Source organism: Dictyoglomus sp. NZ13-RE01 (assembly GCA_002878375.1).
Taxonomy (GTDB): Bacteria; Dictyoglomota; Dictyoglomia; order Dictyoglomales; family Dictyoglomaceae; genus NZ13-RE01.
The window spans coordinates 97,520-110,627 of record NIRF01000001.1 but is presented as its reverse complement, the minus strand read 5'-3'; the positions used below and the strand labels follow the sequence as shown (position 1 = coordinate 110,627).

Annotated in this window: 14 protein-coding genes; 6 read left to right on the top strand and 8 right to left on the bottom strand. The window is 31.3% G+C overall.

What is annotated here, in order from left to right; genetic code table 11:
* Positions 1 to 2 precede the first annotated feature (2 nt).
* The 3 genes from CBR30_00540 to CBR30_00530 are packed head-to-tail and all read right to left on the bottom strand — an operon-like array spanning position 3 to position 3,584.
* Positions 3 to 1,331 carry a GTPase gene (locus tag CBR30_00540; GenBank protein PMQ02181.1) on the bottom strand — a complete coding sequence of 443 codons (1,329 nt, stop codon included), beginning with the start codon at positions 1,329 to 1,331 and terminating at the stop codon, positions 3 to 5.
* Entirely contained in the window at positions 1,328 to 2,413 is a 1,086-nt protein-coding gene (locus CBR30_00535) for an amino-acid racemase (protein ID PMQ02180.1), read from the bottom strand. The genes CBR30_00540 and CBR30_00535 overlap by 4 nt, the downstream gene beginning before the upstream one ends.
* Positions 2,406 to 3,584 carry a hypothetical protein gene (locus tag CBR30_00530; protein ID PMQ02179.1) on the bottom strand — a complete coding sequence of 393 codons (1,179 nt, stop codon included), beginning with the start codon at positions 3,582 to 3,584 and terminating at the stop codon, positions 2,406 to 2,408. Before CBR30_00530 ends, CBR30_00535 begins: the two co-directional genes overlap by 8 nt.
* Before the next feature lie 123 nt (positions 3,585 to 3,707).
* On the opposite strand from CBR30_00530, the gene CBR30_00525 reads away from it, so the two are divergent.
* The 6 genes from CBR30_00525 to CBR30_00500 are packed head-to-tail and all read left to right on the top strand — an operon-like array spanning position 3,708 to position 9,616.
* On the top strand, positions 3,708 to 4,607 hold the full coding sequence (locus CBR30_00525) for a transporter (protein PMQ02178.1): 900 nt from the start codon (positions 3,708 to 3,710) through the stop codon (positions 4,605 to 4,607).
* The gene (locus CBR30_00520; GenBank protein ID PMQ02177.1) at positions 4,604 to 5,806 is read left to right on the top strand and encodes a hypothetical protein; all 1,203 of its coding nucleotides are present in this window, start codon (positions 4,604 to 4,606) and stop codon (positions 5,804 to 5,806) included. The genes CBR30_00525 and CBR30_00520 overlap by 4 nt, the downstream gene beginning before the upstream one ends.
* 60 nt (positions 5,807 to 5,866) lie before the next feature.
* On the top strand, positions 5,867 to 7,384 hold the full coding sequence (locus tag CBR30_00515) for a multifunctional 2',3'-cyclic-nucleotide 2'-phosphodiesterase/5'-nucleotidase/3'-nucleotidase (protein ID PMQ02176.1): 1,518 nt from the start codon (positions 5,867 to 5,869) through the stop codon (positions 7,382 to 7,384).
* Positions 7,385 to 7,600, top strand: coding sequence for a hypothetical protein (locus CBR30_00510; GenBank protein PMQ02175.1), 216 nt, complete (start codon positions 7,385 to 7,387; stop codon positions 7,598 to 7,600).
* Between the two features lie 5 nt (positions 7,601 to 7,605).
* Positions 7,606 to 9,345, top strand: coding sequence for a pyruvate kinase (pyk, locus tag CBR30_00505; protein PMQ02537.1), 1,740 nt, complete (start codon positions 7,606 to 7,608; stop codon positions 9,343 to 9,345).
* On the top strand, positions 9,320 to 9,616 hold the full coding sequence (locus CBR30_00500; GenBank protein ID PMQ02174.1) for a septum formation initiator: 297 nt from the start codon (positions 9,320 to 9,322) through the stop codon (positions 9,614 to 9,616). The genes pyk and CBR30_00500 overlap by 26 nt, the downstream gene beginning before the upstream one ends.
* A gap of 2 nt (positions 9,617 to 9,618) precedes the next feature.
* Here the strand turns inward: CBR30_00500 and CBR30_00495 are convergent, their stop codons facing one another.
* The 5 genes from CBR30_00495 to CBR30_00475 form a co-directional block, all read right to left on the bottom strand.
* The gene (locus CBR30_00495; GenBank protein PMQ02173.1) at positions 9,619 to 10,191 is read right to left on the bottom strand and encodes a hypothetical protein; all 573 of its coding nucleotides are present in this window, start codon (positions 10,189 to 10,191) and stop codon (positions 9,619 to 9,621) included.
* A gap of 240 nt (positions 10,192 to 10,431) precedes the next feature.
* The gene (locus tag CBR30_00490; GenBank protein PMQ02172.1) at positions 10,432 to 10,983 is read right to left on the bottom strand and encodes a hypothetical protein; all 552 of its coding nucleotides are present in this window, start codon (positions 10,981 to 10,983) and stop codon (positions 10,432 to 10,434) included.
* Between the two features lie 8 nt (positions 10,984 to 10,991).
* The gene (locus CBR30_00485; GenBank protein ID PMQ02171.1) at positions 10,992 to 11,621 is read right to left on the bottom strand and encodes an iron-sulfur cluster assembly scaffold protein; all 630 of its coding nucleotides are present in this window, start codon (positions 11,619 to 11,621) and stop codon (positions 10,992 to 10,994) included.
* A gap of 3 nt (positions 11,622 to 11,624) precedes the next feature.
* Positions 11,625 to 12,044 carry an Rrf2 family transcriptional regulator gene (locus tag CBR30_00480; protein ID PMQ02170.1) on the bottom strand — a complete coding sequence of 140 codons (420 nt, stop codon included), beginning with the start codon at positions 12,042 to 12,044 and terminating at the stop codon, positions 11,625 to 11,627.
* Positions 12,045 to 12,128: 84 nt separating this feature from the next.
* The gene (locus CBR30_00475) at positions 12,129 to 13,097 is read right to left on the bottom strand and encodes an acetylxylan esterase (protein PMQ02169.1); all 969 of its coding nucleotides are present in this window, start codon (positions 13,095 to 13,097) and stop codon (positions 12,129 to 12,131) included.
* Positions 13,098 to 13,108 lie beyond the last annotated feature (11 nt).

Below are 13,108 nucleotides of genomic sequence, written 5' to 3'. Positions count from 1 at the left end.
GTTTAACCCCCATATAAATTTTTACTTTTCAGCCAATCTATAATTAAATCTTTAAGAAAAATAGACCCCTCTTCTTTATATTGATAATAAACCCTTATAGATCTTTGGGGTATTTTTATGATAGATCTTAAATCAACAGGTGTACCAATTATTACATAATCTGCAGGAACTCTACTAATAACTTCTTCAAGCTCTCTCAACTGTTCTTTATTATATCCTAAAGCTGGTAGTACCTTGTTTATATGTGGGTATTTATTGTAAACATCTAAAATGGAACCTATAGCATAAGGTCTTGCATCAATTATTTCTGCCCTTTTACTTATTGCGTATAAATATCCTGCACCATAGGGCATCTCTCCATGGGTAACTGTAGGACCATCTTCTATTACTAATACTTTTTTACCTTCAATATTTAACTCTGGATCTGCATATATAGGGAAACTTGCATAAACAATCTTAGCTTGTGGATTCCTACTTCTTAGATTTTTTTCTAACATCCTAATTTTATCTTCGACCTCTGTATCTACTTTACTTATTACGAAAATATCCGCTAAATATAGGTTAATTTCACTGGGATAATAAGTTAATTCATGACCAACTCTATAAGGATCTGTAACTACTATGGCAAGATCTGGTTTATAAAAAGGAAAATCATTGTTTCCGCCATCCCATAAAATAATATCCGCATACTTTTCTATTTCATTAAGTATCTCCTTATAATCAACTCCTGCATATACTATAGCTCCTTCCCTAATGTGAGGTTCATATTCTTCTCTTTCTTCTATAGTACATTCATATCTATCCAAATCCTCAAGTTTCTCAAACCTTTGTATTCTCTGTTTATTTAAGTTTCCATAAGGCATTGGATGTCTAACAACTACGGTCTTTAAATTCAGGTCTCTCAAAATTTTTACCACGTATCTTGAAGTAGGACTTTTTCCAGAACCAGTTCTTGTTGCACAGACACTAATTACAGGTTTTGAGCTTTTTAGCATGCTTTCTGTACCAATTAGTTTGAAACTTGCCCCATTTGCAAGAGCAATACTCGCTTTTTGCATAACATAATTGTAAGAAACATCACTATAAGAAAAGACTACTTCGTCTACTTTGTAAGTTAATATTAATTCTTGCAATTTATCTTCTGAAACAATAGGAATTCCATTTGGATATAATTCTCCTGCAAGATCAGGTGGATATACACGATTTTCAATTCCTGGAATTTGTCCTGCAGTAAAAGCTACTACTTCATATTCAGGATTATCTTTATAAAATACATTAAAATTATGGAAATCTCTACCTCCTGCTCCCATAATAATTACTTTTTTCCTCATACAATCAACCCCTTATAGATCTTTTTAACAAAAGGCGATGTAAACGCCAAAAGAAGAGATGAATAATTGGGATAAAATCCTATAACATCTCCAACTTTTAAATCATCCCTTTCCGTAATATCTAATATCAGATGGTCAGATGTCGCTCCTAAGATTTCTACCCCATCTATAGATGGAATTAATCCTTTAGGATCTATATCCTGTCTACCTATATTAAGAATTGCTCTTTTCCTAATTCCTTTATCAATAAAAGTTGGCTTATGACCAAAAGCATCTTCTCCTATCAATCCCCAAGGCAAGGATGGCTTCTCCTTTAGTTCAATAATCTCAGCATAAATAATAAAGGTGTCTGTTCTTCCATTTGGTATGGGTTTTCTATACACTGTATCTCTTCCTAACATTATTGCCTCTCCAATTCTTAAATGATTTATCTTTCCTTTTAACTTTCCTTCAAAAAGTAGGGGAATACTACTGGAATTGCCTCCTGATATTATTGGAAGATTTATAGCAAAGTCTTTTTCAATTTGTGATACCAACTCGTTAAATTCCTCAATCTTGCTTTCAGTGGGAATAATTCCACCAAAACATGTAAAATTAGTCCCTATCCCGACAAGCTCTATGTAACTCATGTTATTTACCCTTTTAATTGTCTCATATAACTCTTTTTTATCCCAAATTCCTTCTCTTAAATCTCCCATTTCTACCATTAATATAACTTTGTGCTTTTTTTTAATTTTTCTTGCATATTCTTCTAATCTTTCTAATACAATGAGTTCAGAATTTAAACTTATATCACTCCAAAGAAGTGTATCTTTAATTTGAGAAAAAGACGGAGACCTTATAAGTAAAAACTCTGTTTCAATTTTATTTTTCTTCATTTTTTTAATACTTTCAACTCTTGAATCAGCAAGACAACACACACCAGCTTTTAATAAAATCTCTGCGATTTTAGGGTCTCCCAAACTTACTTTTGTAACTGCGGAAATTTTAATTCCAAAATTTTTTGCTATCTCAACTATTACTTTTGCATTATTATAAATTGCCTCCAAGTTTATCTCTAAACAAGGAAACTTTTTAGCCATATACGAGCTCTCCTACATTTTTTATTATCAAATCTGGTGAAATACTGAGTTGAAAAACATCTTCTAATTTGGTTTCTCCACTTAATACTAAAATAAAATTACTACCAATATTTTTAGCAAGTTGCATATCTGTATAAATCCTATCCCCAATTATTACTACCTCCGAAGGGCTGACTTTATGCCTTTTTATATACGAATCTATCATTTCAATATTGGGCTTACCAAAGATTTTTAGAGGTTTTTTTGAAGTTGCTGTTTCAAATAATGCTAAAAAGGCTCCCACATCAGGCAGAAAACCCTCAGGAGAAGGACATACTTTATCACAATGAGTAGCTAAAAGGTTAATACCTTTCTGCAAGAATATAGCACCCTTCTTCAATTTTTCATAGGTAATCTCAGTATCATAACCAAGTACGACAAATTCAGGATCTTCAGAATCTGGAATTATTCCCGAATTTCTTATCTGCTCTTTCATAGCTTCAGTCCCAATTGTATAAACCTTCTTCACATTTTTTTCTTTCAAGTAATCAATGAGTCCATCTGTTGATAAAATTATATTCTCCTCACTTACCATAATCCCTAATTTTGCTAATTTCATAACATAATCCTTTTTAGATTTTGAAGAATTATTAGATAAAAAATAAAAATAAATATTATTAGCTCTCAACAAATTAATAAACTTATCCGCATTGTTAATTAGGTTATCACCAAGATAGATGGTTCCATCTAAATCTATAAATGCAAGTTTAATATTTTTTAATGAAAAATCAAAACTTGACAAATGTTTAAAAGCCTTTAAAAACTCATCGTAAGAGTCTAACTTTGCACAAAAGTAATCACCTACATCTATATTGCGAAAATAATCTTTATTTTTATGATGTATTTTCCATATCCCAATAGAAAGATCATTTCTTACCAATTGAACTGAATCACTAATCTCTAAAAGTTTTAATATTAACTCTTTTTCAAAGATTACATTTCCTCCTATTAGCAGAATATCCTCTTCTATATTAGTTATATCCTTCTCTTTGGTAACTATGATATCTTGGAAACCTAAAGAGTTTAATATTTCTCGTTGATAATCGAATATTGTTTTTCCATATATTTTTATATCGTTTATTCTAAAGTTATTTAATATATTTTCATTATTTAACCAAATTACTGCTTTCATGCTTAATCTCCTACTTAAAAATCTTTTTATATTGTATATGTTTTGAAAATAAATGCAACAATTACCATTATTAACAAAAATTTTTATTTGCTCATCCCATAGGTTCTTGTTAAAATACTAACTATGTTTGATATATTGCTTAGTTTTATATTTATCATATTATTAGGATATTTAGCAAAAGATAAGATTTTTAAGAAGGAAGATAAAGAGATATTTTCTAAATTTGTTTTTAATTTCTCTCTTCCTTCTTTAGTATTTTCATCCCTTTATACAAATTCAATCCAAGGGTCCTTCTGGAAAATAATAATAGGAGTTTGGATTATTGGTATAATAGTAAGCATTCTGGCATTAATAATCGGCAAATTTCTTAAATTACCTAATCCAACTTTAGGAAGCTTTTTCCTCATCAGTTTTTGTGGAAATGTAACCTATATGGGATATCCCATAATAGAGAAAGTTTTCAATTCAGAGGGATTAATATACGGAATTATTTATGATCAATTGGGACTCATACCAATGATCTATACTTATGGCATAATAATCCTACAACTTTTAACTATGGGAAACAAAATTGATTTTAAACTCGCCCTAAAGAGATTATTAGTCAATCCACCATTATGGGGGCTTGTATTGGCACTTACGTTACGAAACATATCAATTCCAAGTTATATAATAGATGCTACAAAAACTTTAGGAAGAGTAACATCTCCTATGATGATGTTTTTATTAGGTTTATCCTTAGAAAAATCATCTAAAAACAGCCATTACTTAGCACTTTTCGTAGGAATAGCATTTAAGCTTTTATTCCTTCCGTATATAGCTAATCAAGTTAATCATCTTTTAGGTATTGGGGGAATAGGTGGAAAAGTTATGATTCTTCAATCTGCAATGCCTGCTATGCTTTTAACTCTTGTTTTATCAATACAATATGGACTTGATTATACTTTTTCCTCTCAAGCAATATTTTATTCAACTCTCCTCTCTATAGTAACATTAAACTTTTGGATAGGGGTGATAAAATGATAGCTTTTTTAAAGGTTAGCATCATATTTGGTTTAATTGTAAGTGCTATTTTCAACAAAGTACCCTTGGCATGGGCTCTCTTAGGAGGAAGCATAATTTTAGGAGTTAGCTTTGGTATTCCATTTATAGAAATTTTGAAAACTGCTCTAAATTCAACAATTGCTTGGAATACCATTAATATTGTTCTTATTCTTTATTTGATTGCTGTTTTAGAAAATATTTTAAGGAATAAAAATTTTCTAAAAAATATGGTAACATCTTTAAAAAACCTGGTAAAAAACCCAAAAATAAATCTTATGTCTATGCCAATAATTATGGGACTTCTACCTTCTGTGGGTGGTGCTTTATTTTCAGCCCCTCTTCTCGAAGAAATGTCAGAAGGAAATGATATTTCTGCCGAGAAAAAAGCCTTTATTAATTATTGGTTTAGGCATGTATGGGAGCCCTTTCTTCCATTGTATCCTGGAATTATTCTTGTATCCTCTTTATCTGATTTTAAAATACCTATTTTAGTAAGGGAAACCTTTATATTTGGAATTATTGTATTTGTTATTGGTTTTATTCTTGCTTTTTATAAGCTTCAATTAACAAAAGAGGAAATTCATGAATGTGATTGCAAAAAAGAATTCATCAATTTTTTGATTAATTTCTCTCCCTTTATCTTTATCCTTTTATTAGTTTTAGCTTTTCATATAGATCTTTTACATGTTCTATTAATAACTATTATTGCCCTTTTCTTAATCTTTAGATATTCTTTAGATGAAATAAAAAATACTTTAAAAGATGCTCTTAAGATAGAAAATTTAATACTAATTGTTTCTGTAATGATATTTAAGGGAATGTTAGAAAAAGCAAATGCTATTAGTGATATTTCTTATTTTCTATCTTCCATGAATATACCTTTGTCGATTATTTTCTTTACCCTTCCTTTCATAGTAGGACTTCTCACGGGAGTAACTCAAGCATCTATAGGCATAACTTTTCCTATATTACTTTCTTTGATGCCTTATGGTCAAACATTAAAATGGGTAGTTTTCTCTTTTATTAGTGGATACACTGGGGTAATGATGTCTCCAACACATCTTTGTCTAATTTTTACTAAGGAATATTTTAAAACTGATTGGAATAAGCTATATCCAGAAGTAATAAAAGCAGGGGTTATATTAATAATATTTAATTTCTTAAAAACAATTTTTTAAAACAAGATAGCAAAATTTATTGTAAAATAAAGTAAAATATTTCTTATGGAGGTGTACGCTATGAGAAAGTTTTTGAAGATTTTTTTGTTATCTCTTCTTTTGATTGTACTCGCTAACTTAGTATTTGCACAGAATGTTCCCTCCATCAATCTTACTATTCTCCACATAAATGATTTTCATGGAAGAATTTTGCCCTATATAGTAAGGTCCATAAGTGAAAAGACTCCAGTAAGCGGTGCTGCTTACTTAGCTCAAATGATAAACGAAGAAAGATCCAAAAATCCAGATGGAACCATACTACTTTCTGCTGGCGATATGTTCCAAGGCACACCTCAATCTAATATATTTAAAGGAGAACCTGTGGTTGAAATTATGAACTATCTTAAATTCGATGCAATGACTGTAGGAAATCACGAATTCGATTGGGGACAAGAGGTATTACAAAATTTAGCTAAAAAATCAAATTTCCCTTATTTATCAGCAAATATAGTCGATAAAAATGGGAACTATCTCCCTTATTTAAAACCTTATGTCATTGTTGAAAGGAAAGGATTAAAGATAGCCATTATAGGTCTTACTACTCCAGAAACTGCATACATTACAAAACCCGATTATGTAAAAGATCTTAAGTTTTTAGATCCAGTAGAAGTTTTACCAAATATTATTGATGAAGTAAGAAGCAAAGGAGCAAACTTAGTCATTGTATTATCACATTTAGGTTTTGATGCAGACAAAGAATTAGCAGAGAAAGTATCAGGCATCGATGTAATTATTGGAGGACATAGCCATACTGTTGTAAACAATCCTTTAATTAAAAGAGGAGTAATAATTACCCAAGCTGGATATAATGGCATATATTTAGGTGTATTGGAATTACAAATACAACCCGAAACAAATATGATCTTAGGTTATACAAAGGAAAATGAGTTAAAAACAGTATTTGCTGGACCTGAAAACAAGTTTGATGAAAAGGTGGCAAGTATTGTAGATAAATATAATAATCAGTTAAAAGAGGAATTCTCTAAAGTAGTTGGAGAAACATTAGTGGACTTGGTAAGAAATTATAACGAGGAGTCAAATGTTGGAAATGTTATCTGTGATGCTATGAGGGAGGCAACTTCAGCTGATATAGCTTTTCAAAATAGTGGTGGTATAAGAACTGATATTCCTAAGGGTCCAATTACAATGGAACTTGTTTATACATTGCTTCCTTTTGATAATGTAGTAGTTACTATGGAGCTTACTGGCAAACAAATCCTTCAATTACTAGAACAAAGTGCAAAATTAGAAAAGGGAATTTTGCAACAATCAGGTCTAAAAGTAACCTATGATATGAGAAAGCCTGTGGGACAAAGAGTAGTTGAGGTTTTAGTTGGAGATAAACCATTAGAATTAGATAAGGTTTATATAGTTGCTACCAATGATTTCTTGGCAGCTGGTGGTGATAATTTTGTTACTTTTAAAGAAGGAAAGAATTTAGTATACTGGGACATGCTAAGAGATATATTTGTAGAATATTTAAAGAAGCATTCTCCTATAGCTCCTAAGATTGATGGGAGAAGTATTATAATTAAGTAAATGGCTAATGTTATAACTGTTTTTGTTAATGATGAACCTGTAAAGATATATCAGGGCATGCAAGTAATGCATGCCCTGATATCATATAATATAGATATATACAAAAAATGTTTAAAAGGGGAATGTATCATTTTTGATGAAAATGGATTTGAGATAGGTTTAGAAGGAGCGTTGCATGATGGCTCAAAAATTTATATTAAAGAGATAGGGGAGTGATTGTTCTGTTTAGGAAAACAAAAATAGTATGTACAATTGGTCCAGCTTCAGAAGATGAGAAGACTTTGAGAACTCTAATTAGTTTAGGAATGGACGTAGCAAGATTAAATTTTTCTCATGGCGACTATAATGTCCATGGCGAAAGAATAGAACTTATTAGAAAAATTTCTGAAGAGCTTGGAAAAAGCACTGCTATACTTCAAGATTTGCAAGGGCCAAAAATAAGAATCGGAGAATTGGAAAAAGAAAATATTATTCTTAAAGATGGCGAGGAAATTTCTCTTACTCCTAAGGAATGTGTCGGTAATGAAAAAATTTTATATGTTAATTATCCACACATTTTAGAGGATGTAAAAGAAGGAGATAGAATTTTAATTGATGATGGTTTAATTGAGCTTAAGGTTAGGAAAATAAATGGAGACAAAGTTTTATGTGATATTATACATGGTGGTCCTTTATCAAGCCACAAAGGTGTTAACTTTCCTGATACACCTCTAAGAGTCTCCTCCTTAACAGAGAAAGATAAAAAAGATGTTTTGTTTGGTATTGAAAATAAAGTAGATTTTATAGCACTCTCTTTTGTGCAAAGAGCTCAGGATATAATTGAACTTAAGGAAATTTTAGAATTACATGATGCAAGAATCCCAGTTATTGCTAAAATTGAGAAGAAAGAAGCTATTCAAAATTTTAAAGAGATTTTGGAGGTTGCGGATGGAATAATGGTTGCAAGGGGAGACTTAGCAGTAGAAGTGTCAAACGAGGAAGTACCGTTGCTTCAGAAAAAGATTATCAGAGAAACAAGACTTAGCGGAAAACCAGTTATTACTGCCACTCAAATGTTGATATCTATGGTAAATAATCCAACTCCAACAAGAGCGGAGGTCAGTGATGTAGCAAACGCCATTTTAGATGGAACAGATGCAATAATGTTATCCAATGAAACAGCTGTAGGTAAGTATCCTATTGAAGCTTTTAAGATGATGGACAAAATAGCAAGAAAAGTAGAAGAAGAATTTCCTTACGATAGTTTCTTAGCCCCATTATGTAATGAGAATATAACTCAGTCTATTACCTACTCTGCCTGCGAAATATCACGTCAGATAAAAGCAAAAGCAATAATTACTGCAACCCATAGCGGATTCACAGCAAGACAAATTTCTAAGTACCGACCATCAGTACCAATCTTTGCTATTACCCACTTTCCAGAGGTACAAAGAAGATTAAGTTTATCTTGGGGTGTAATACCTTTATTAACTGAAGTTTTTTATACTACAGATGAGATGTTTGATAAATCTACTCGCCTATTACTACAAAAGGGATATATCAATAGTGGAGATACTGTGGTTATAACTGCTGGGGTACCAATGGGAATATCGGGAATGACAAATCTAATAAAAGTGCATGTTATATCAGAGATAATTGGAAGAGGGCATGGTTTAGGAGGAGATACAAAAATAGCAAGAGCTGTTATAGCAGAAACTGCAAAAGAAGCCCTTAGTAAAACACAGGAGGGAGATATACTTATAATTAAGGAATATTCGGAGGAAATTGCTTCTCTTTCTGATAAATTGCAAGGACTGATTATTGAGAGTGAAAAATTACATCCAGATCTTATTGCTCTAAGAAGTAAGGGCTTAGCAATTATTGTTGGAGCAGAAATAAAAGAAAAAATAAGCTCAGGGGAAATAATTACGATAGATCCTGAAAGAGGAGTGATATATAAAGGTGTCATCCGTACCACATAAAAAAAAAGAAAATCCATTTTTCACAATATTAGCGATAATAATTTTAATATACCTTTTGAAACCTATTTTTCTTGGTCTCAGTGATTATATTTATTACAAAAAAGAATTAGAAAAAAATAAAAAAAGATACGAAACTTTGCTTACGGAGGTAACTGAACTTAAATATATCTATCTTAACTTAAATGACCATTATATAATCGAAAAATTAATAAGAGAAAAGTTATTCATGGTTAAGAGTGGAGAAATGCCTATTATATTAGAAAAAAATTAGTACTATTGGAGTGCAAAAACTCTGGCTGGTATTCTTTTTATCCCTTTTATATTTAATGGCGCAATTATCAGTAAAACCTTATTTTTCTTTAGAGCCAAAAGATTGTATAAATTATGGATCAATATAATATCTTTTGATAAGAGAAGTTCACGAGCCTCTTTGCTTAATGGAAAATCTGTACCAAGAAATTTTATCTTATTTTTAATCAAAACTTCACAAGCAGGAATAGACAAAATAGGTGGATCAACTTTAATCTCACCTGAAGTCCATCGAGAATACCATTTTGATTTCAAAATTATTCCACTCCCCTCTTCTATATAAATATTCTCAAATCTTGCCTCAGTTATAATATCTTTTAACCAAATATCCGTAATATCCAAAACTACTGCTTCCCTAATTAGGAAATCCTTAGGGAACTCATCATATGTAAATTCTATGTAAGTACCAGTTATAGATGAAAGTTCTATCTTTTCTACACTTTTTGAAAACTCTCTTATGCTGAGAAATTCTTCCTCTTGAAATGGAAGTTTAGGAGTTAACTCTAATGTTAAATCCACAATCTCAAATGTACCCATTTTTCCTTCCTCCCCATTAAAGAATTATTATCTACGATTATATCATTTTTTGGTATAATAATTAACGATTTAGAGAAACACTAATAGGAGGTAAGGAATGGGAAGACAGTGGAGAGTTAGAGAGAAAAGAAAGAGAAGAAAAGCAAGAGAAAAAAGAAAGAAGAAAAGATTAGCAGAACAGTTGAAACAAGCAAAAAGTTAAAAGCCGGAGGCGAGGCAAAAAAGACCTCGCCTTTTCTATTATTTAAGAATTTGTAAATTCTCCAAGATTTTGTAAAATTTTATGTTGCAGAGATAGCAAAAATTATAATCCTTATTATCTGTATCTTTCAAGCTATTGGAAAAGTACATTACACAATTTGAGTTTGTACAGTGCTCTAATCCGAAACAATGTCCTAATTCATGAACAGCTTCCTTAAGAGCCCTATGCTTTAGTACAGATAAACACTCAGAAAATCCATAAAAACTATTATCTAACCTTGCAAGACTAATAACTCCCTCTCTTCCACCTAATTTTGCTTGACCAAATACATAATTCAAAGATGGTGCATATAAATCAACATTTGTTACACCAAGAATCTTATAGGCATTAATATTTAATTTTGATAATTCTTCTAAAAAGGAATATGCTAAATATTGCTTTCTTTTTTCATTAAAACTATCTTTAGGAATTGGAATCTCATCTCCAATAACAAATTTAAAGGGAAAAACTTTTGGAAGATTGTTTTTAAGATCCTCTAATATCTCTCTTTTAACTTCTCCAATTGGCACTAAGTATATAAACTTTTCCATACTGAGAATTATTTTAAGAACTTAATCTCTATCTCTTTAACTTCAGGGATCATTTTCAACTTTTCCTCTATTTCCTCCTTAATATGATTTTTATAAGGATCATCAGGAGATATCAAAAGCTCTAAATATACTTTTCCTGTCTTTTCATTAAAATTAATATAGTTTAAAAGCTTTAGAGATACAATATCATGAGGTAAATTAGGATAGAATACCTTCGATAGTATATTTACTAAATCCTCTATTGTTATTTTTTCTTTTTTCTTTTCACCTAAATATGCTTTTATGGCAGATCTTAACCCATCTACAGCAAGAACTGAACAATGCATTTTGATAGGAGGAAGACCACCTAAAGCTTCTGCCACATCTTTCCATGTTATCTGCATTGCTTCTTCTATAGTTTTTCCCTTGACCATCTCTGTAAGCATAGAACCTGTAGCAATATTTGAAGCACAGCCAAAAGATTGAAACTTAATATCTATAATTCGTTTTGTATCTTTGTCTCCTTTAAGATAAACTACTATTTGATCACCGCACGCTGGACTTCCTTCTATAGCCATAGCATCAGCATCTTCAATAACTCCTACATTTCTTGGGTTTCTAAAATGCTCTAACACAATATCAGAATACTGTAATGGCATGATTTAAACCTCCAATTTCTCCTTAGAGATAATAAAATCTCTTAAAGTATATTTATCAAGTACATTCTTTAAAGCATCATTTACTTCTTTCCATAAAGGTCTTGAAAGACATATCTCCGCTCTTTTGCATTTAGTATTATTCTCTAAACACAATACTAAACTAATTCGACCCTCCAATGCTTCTATAACATCCAATATTTTAATTTCTTCTGGCAACTTCGCCAATCTATACCCACCTTCTGCCCCTACCTCTGCCTTTACAAATCCCCTTTTAGCCAAAATCCTCATGATCCTCTCCAGATATCTTAAGGGAATTTCCTCATTTTGAGCTATGGTTCGAACACTAATAGGACTCTTATCCTGATTATTTGCTAAGTATATTAATGCTCTTAAACCATATCTTGACCTTGTAGACAATTTCATTATAAATACACCTCTTTCTAATTACTACTTTTTTAGGCATATTTTATAACACTATTTATATAATGTCAATTTCATAAAAATTAATTAACCAAAATGTTTCTTTACAAACTTCAATTTCTCAATAGCCTGAAAAGGACCTCCTCCTTCATGCCCATTAAAAGGATAAACTCTTATCTCTTTTTCGCCAGGGAAATAATTATAAGCTGCAAAAACTGTAGATGGTGGGCAGACAGTATCCATTAAAGCTACAGAAAATAGTGCTTTCGCCTTTGATCTTTTTGCAAAATTAACACCATCAAAATAAGAGAGAGTCTTAAATACGATGCTTTCCTTATCTCTATGAGCCTTTAAGTATTGGACAATCTCGTAATAAGGATAATCATTTGTTATAGATATAGCTCTTCTATAATGACATAAAAAGGGTACATCTGGCATTAAAAGTTTTACATCCTCTGATAAACCTGCCACAGCGATAGATATTCCTCCACCTTGACTTCCCCCTGTTACAGCGATTTTATCTTTATCTACCATGGGATGAGACATGGCAGTTTCCACTGCTCTAACCCCATCAGTGAATACTCTGCGATAATAATACTTCTCAGGATTTAAAATTCCTCTTGTCATAAATCCTGAATAAGAAGGATCAAAAGGCTCACTGTCATAATCAGGAGTATCTCCTTTACTCCAAGAGCTTCCTTGACCTCTTGTATCCATAACTAAATGGGCATAACCTGCACTCGCCCAAAAGAGCCAATCGGTTGGAAAACTTCTACCTCCTCCATAGCCAATAAACTCTACAATACAAGGAAGTTTTTCTTTGGTATTTTTAGGTAAAATAAACCAACCTTTAATTCTTTGTCCCATATATCCTGAGAAGGTAACATCATAAAACTCCAAAGTTTTAAATTCTATATCCACTTTTTCAAATACTGGATTAAGAGGGAATTCTCTTGATTTTTCAAGGGTTCTCTTCCAAAATTGATCAAAATCTTTGGGTTCTTCAACCTCTGGAAGATATTTTTCCAATTCCGGCAAAGTCATATCAAAAAACATATTTAAATACC

Coding starts and splice junctions, on each gene's coding strand:
- CBR30_00540 (PMQ02181.1), bottom strand. CDS start 1,331: ATGAGGAAAAAAGTAATTATTATGGGAGCAGGAGGTAGAGATTTCCAT.
- CBR30_00535 (PMQ02180.1), bottom strand. CDS start 2,413: ATGGCTAAAAAGTTTCCTTGTTTAGAGATAAACTTGGAGGCAATTTAT.
- CBR30_00530 (PMQ02179.1), bottom strand. CDS start 3,584: ATGAAAGCAGTAATTTGGTTAAATAATGAAAATATATTAAATAACTTT.
- CBR30_00525 (PMQ02178.1), top strand. CDS start 3,708: ATGTTTGATATATTGCTTAGTTTTATATTTATCATATTATTAGGATAT.
- CBR30_00520 (PMQ02177.1), top strand. CDS start 4,604: ATGATAGCTTTTTTAAAGGTTAGCATCATATTTGGTTTAATTGTAAGT.
- CBR30_00515 (PMQ02176.1), top strand. CDS start 5,867: ATGAGAAAGTTTTTGAAGATTTTTTTGTTATCTCTTCTTTTGATTGTA.
- CBR30_00510 (PMQ02175.1), top strand. CDS start 7,385: ATGGCTAATGTTATAACTGTTTTTGTTAATGATGAACCTGTAAAGATA.
- CBR30_00495 (PMQ02173.1), bottom strand. CDS start 10,191: ATGGGTACATTTGAGATTGTGGATTTAACATTAGAGTTAACTCCTAAA.
- CBR30_00490 (PMQ02172.1), bottom strand. CDS start 10,983: ATGGAAAAGTTTATATACTTAGTGCCAATTGGAGAAGTTAAAAGAGAG.
- CBR30_00485 (PMQ02171.1), bottom strand. CDS start 11,621: ATGCCATTACAGTATTCTGATATTGTGTTAGAGCATTTTAGAAACCCA.
- CBR30_00480 (PMQ02170.1), bottom strand. CDS start 12,044: ATGAAATTGTCTACAAGGTCAAGATATGGTTTAAGAGCATTAATATAC.
- CBR30_00475 (PMQ02169.1), bottom strand. CDS start 13,097: ATGTTTTTTGATATGACTTTGCCGGAATTGGAAAAATATCTTCCAGAG.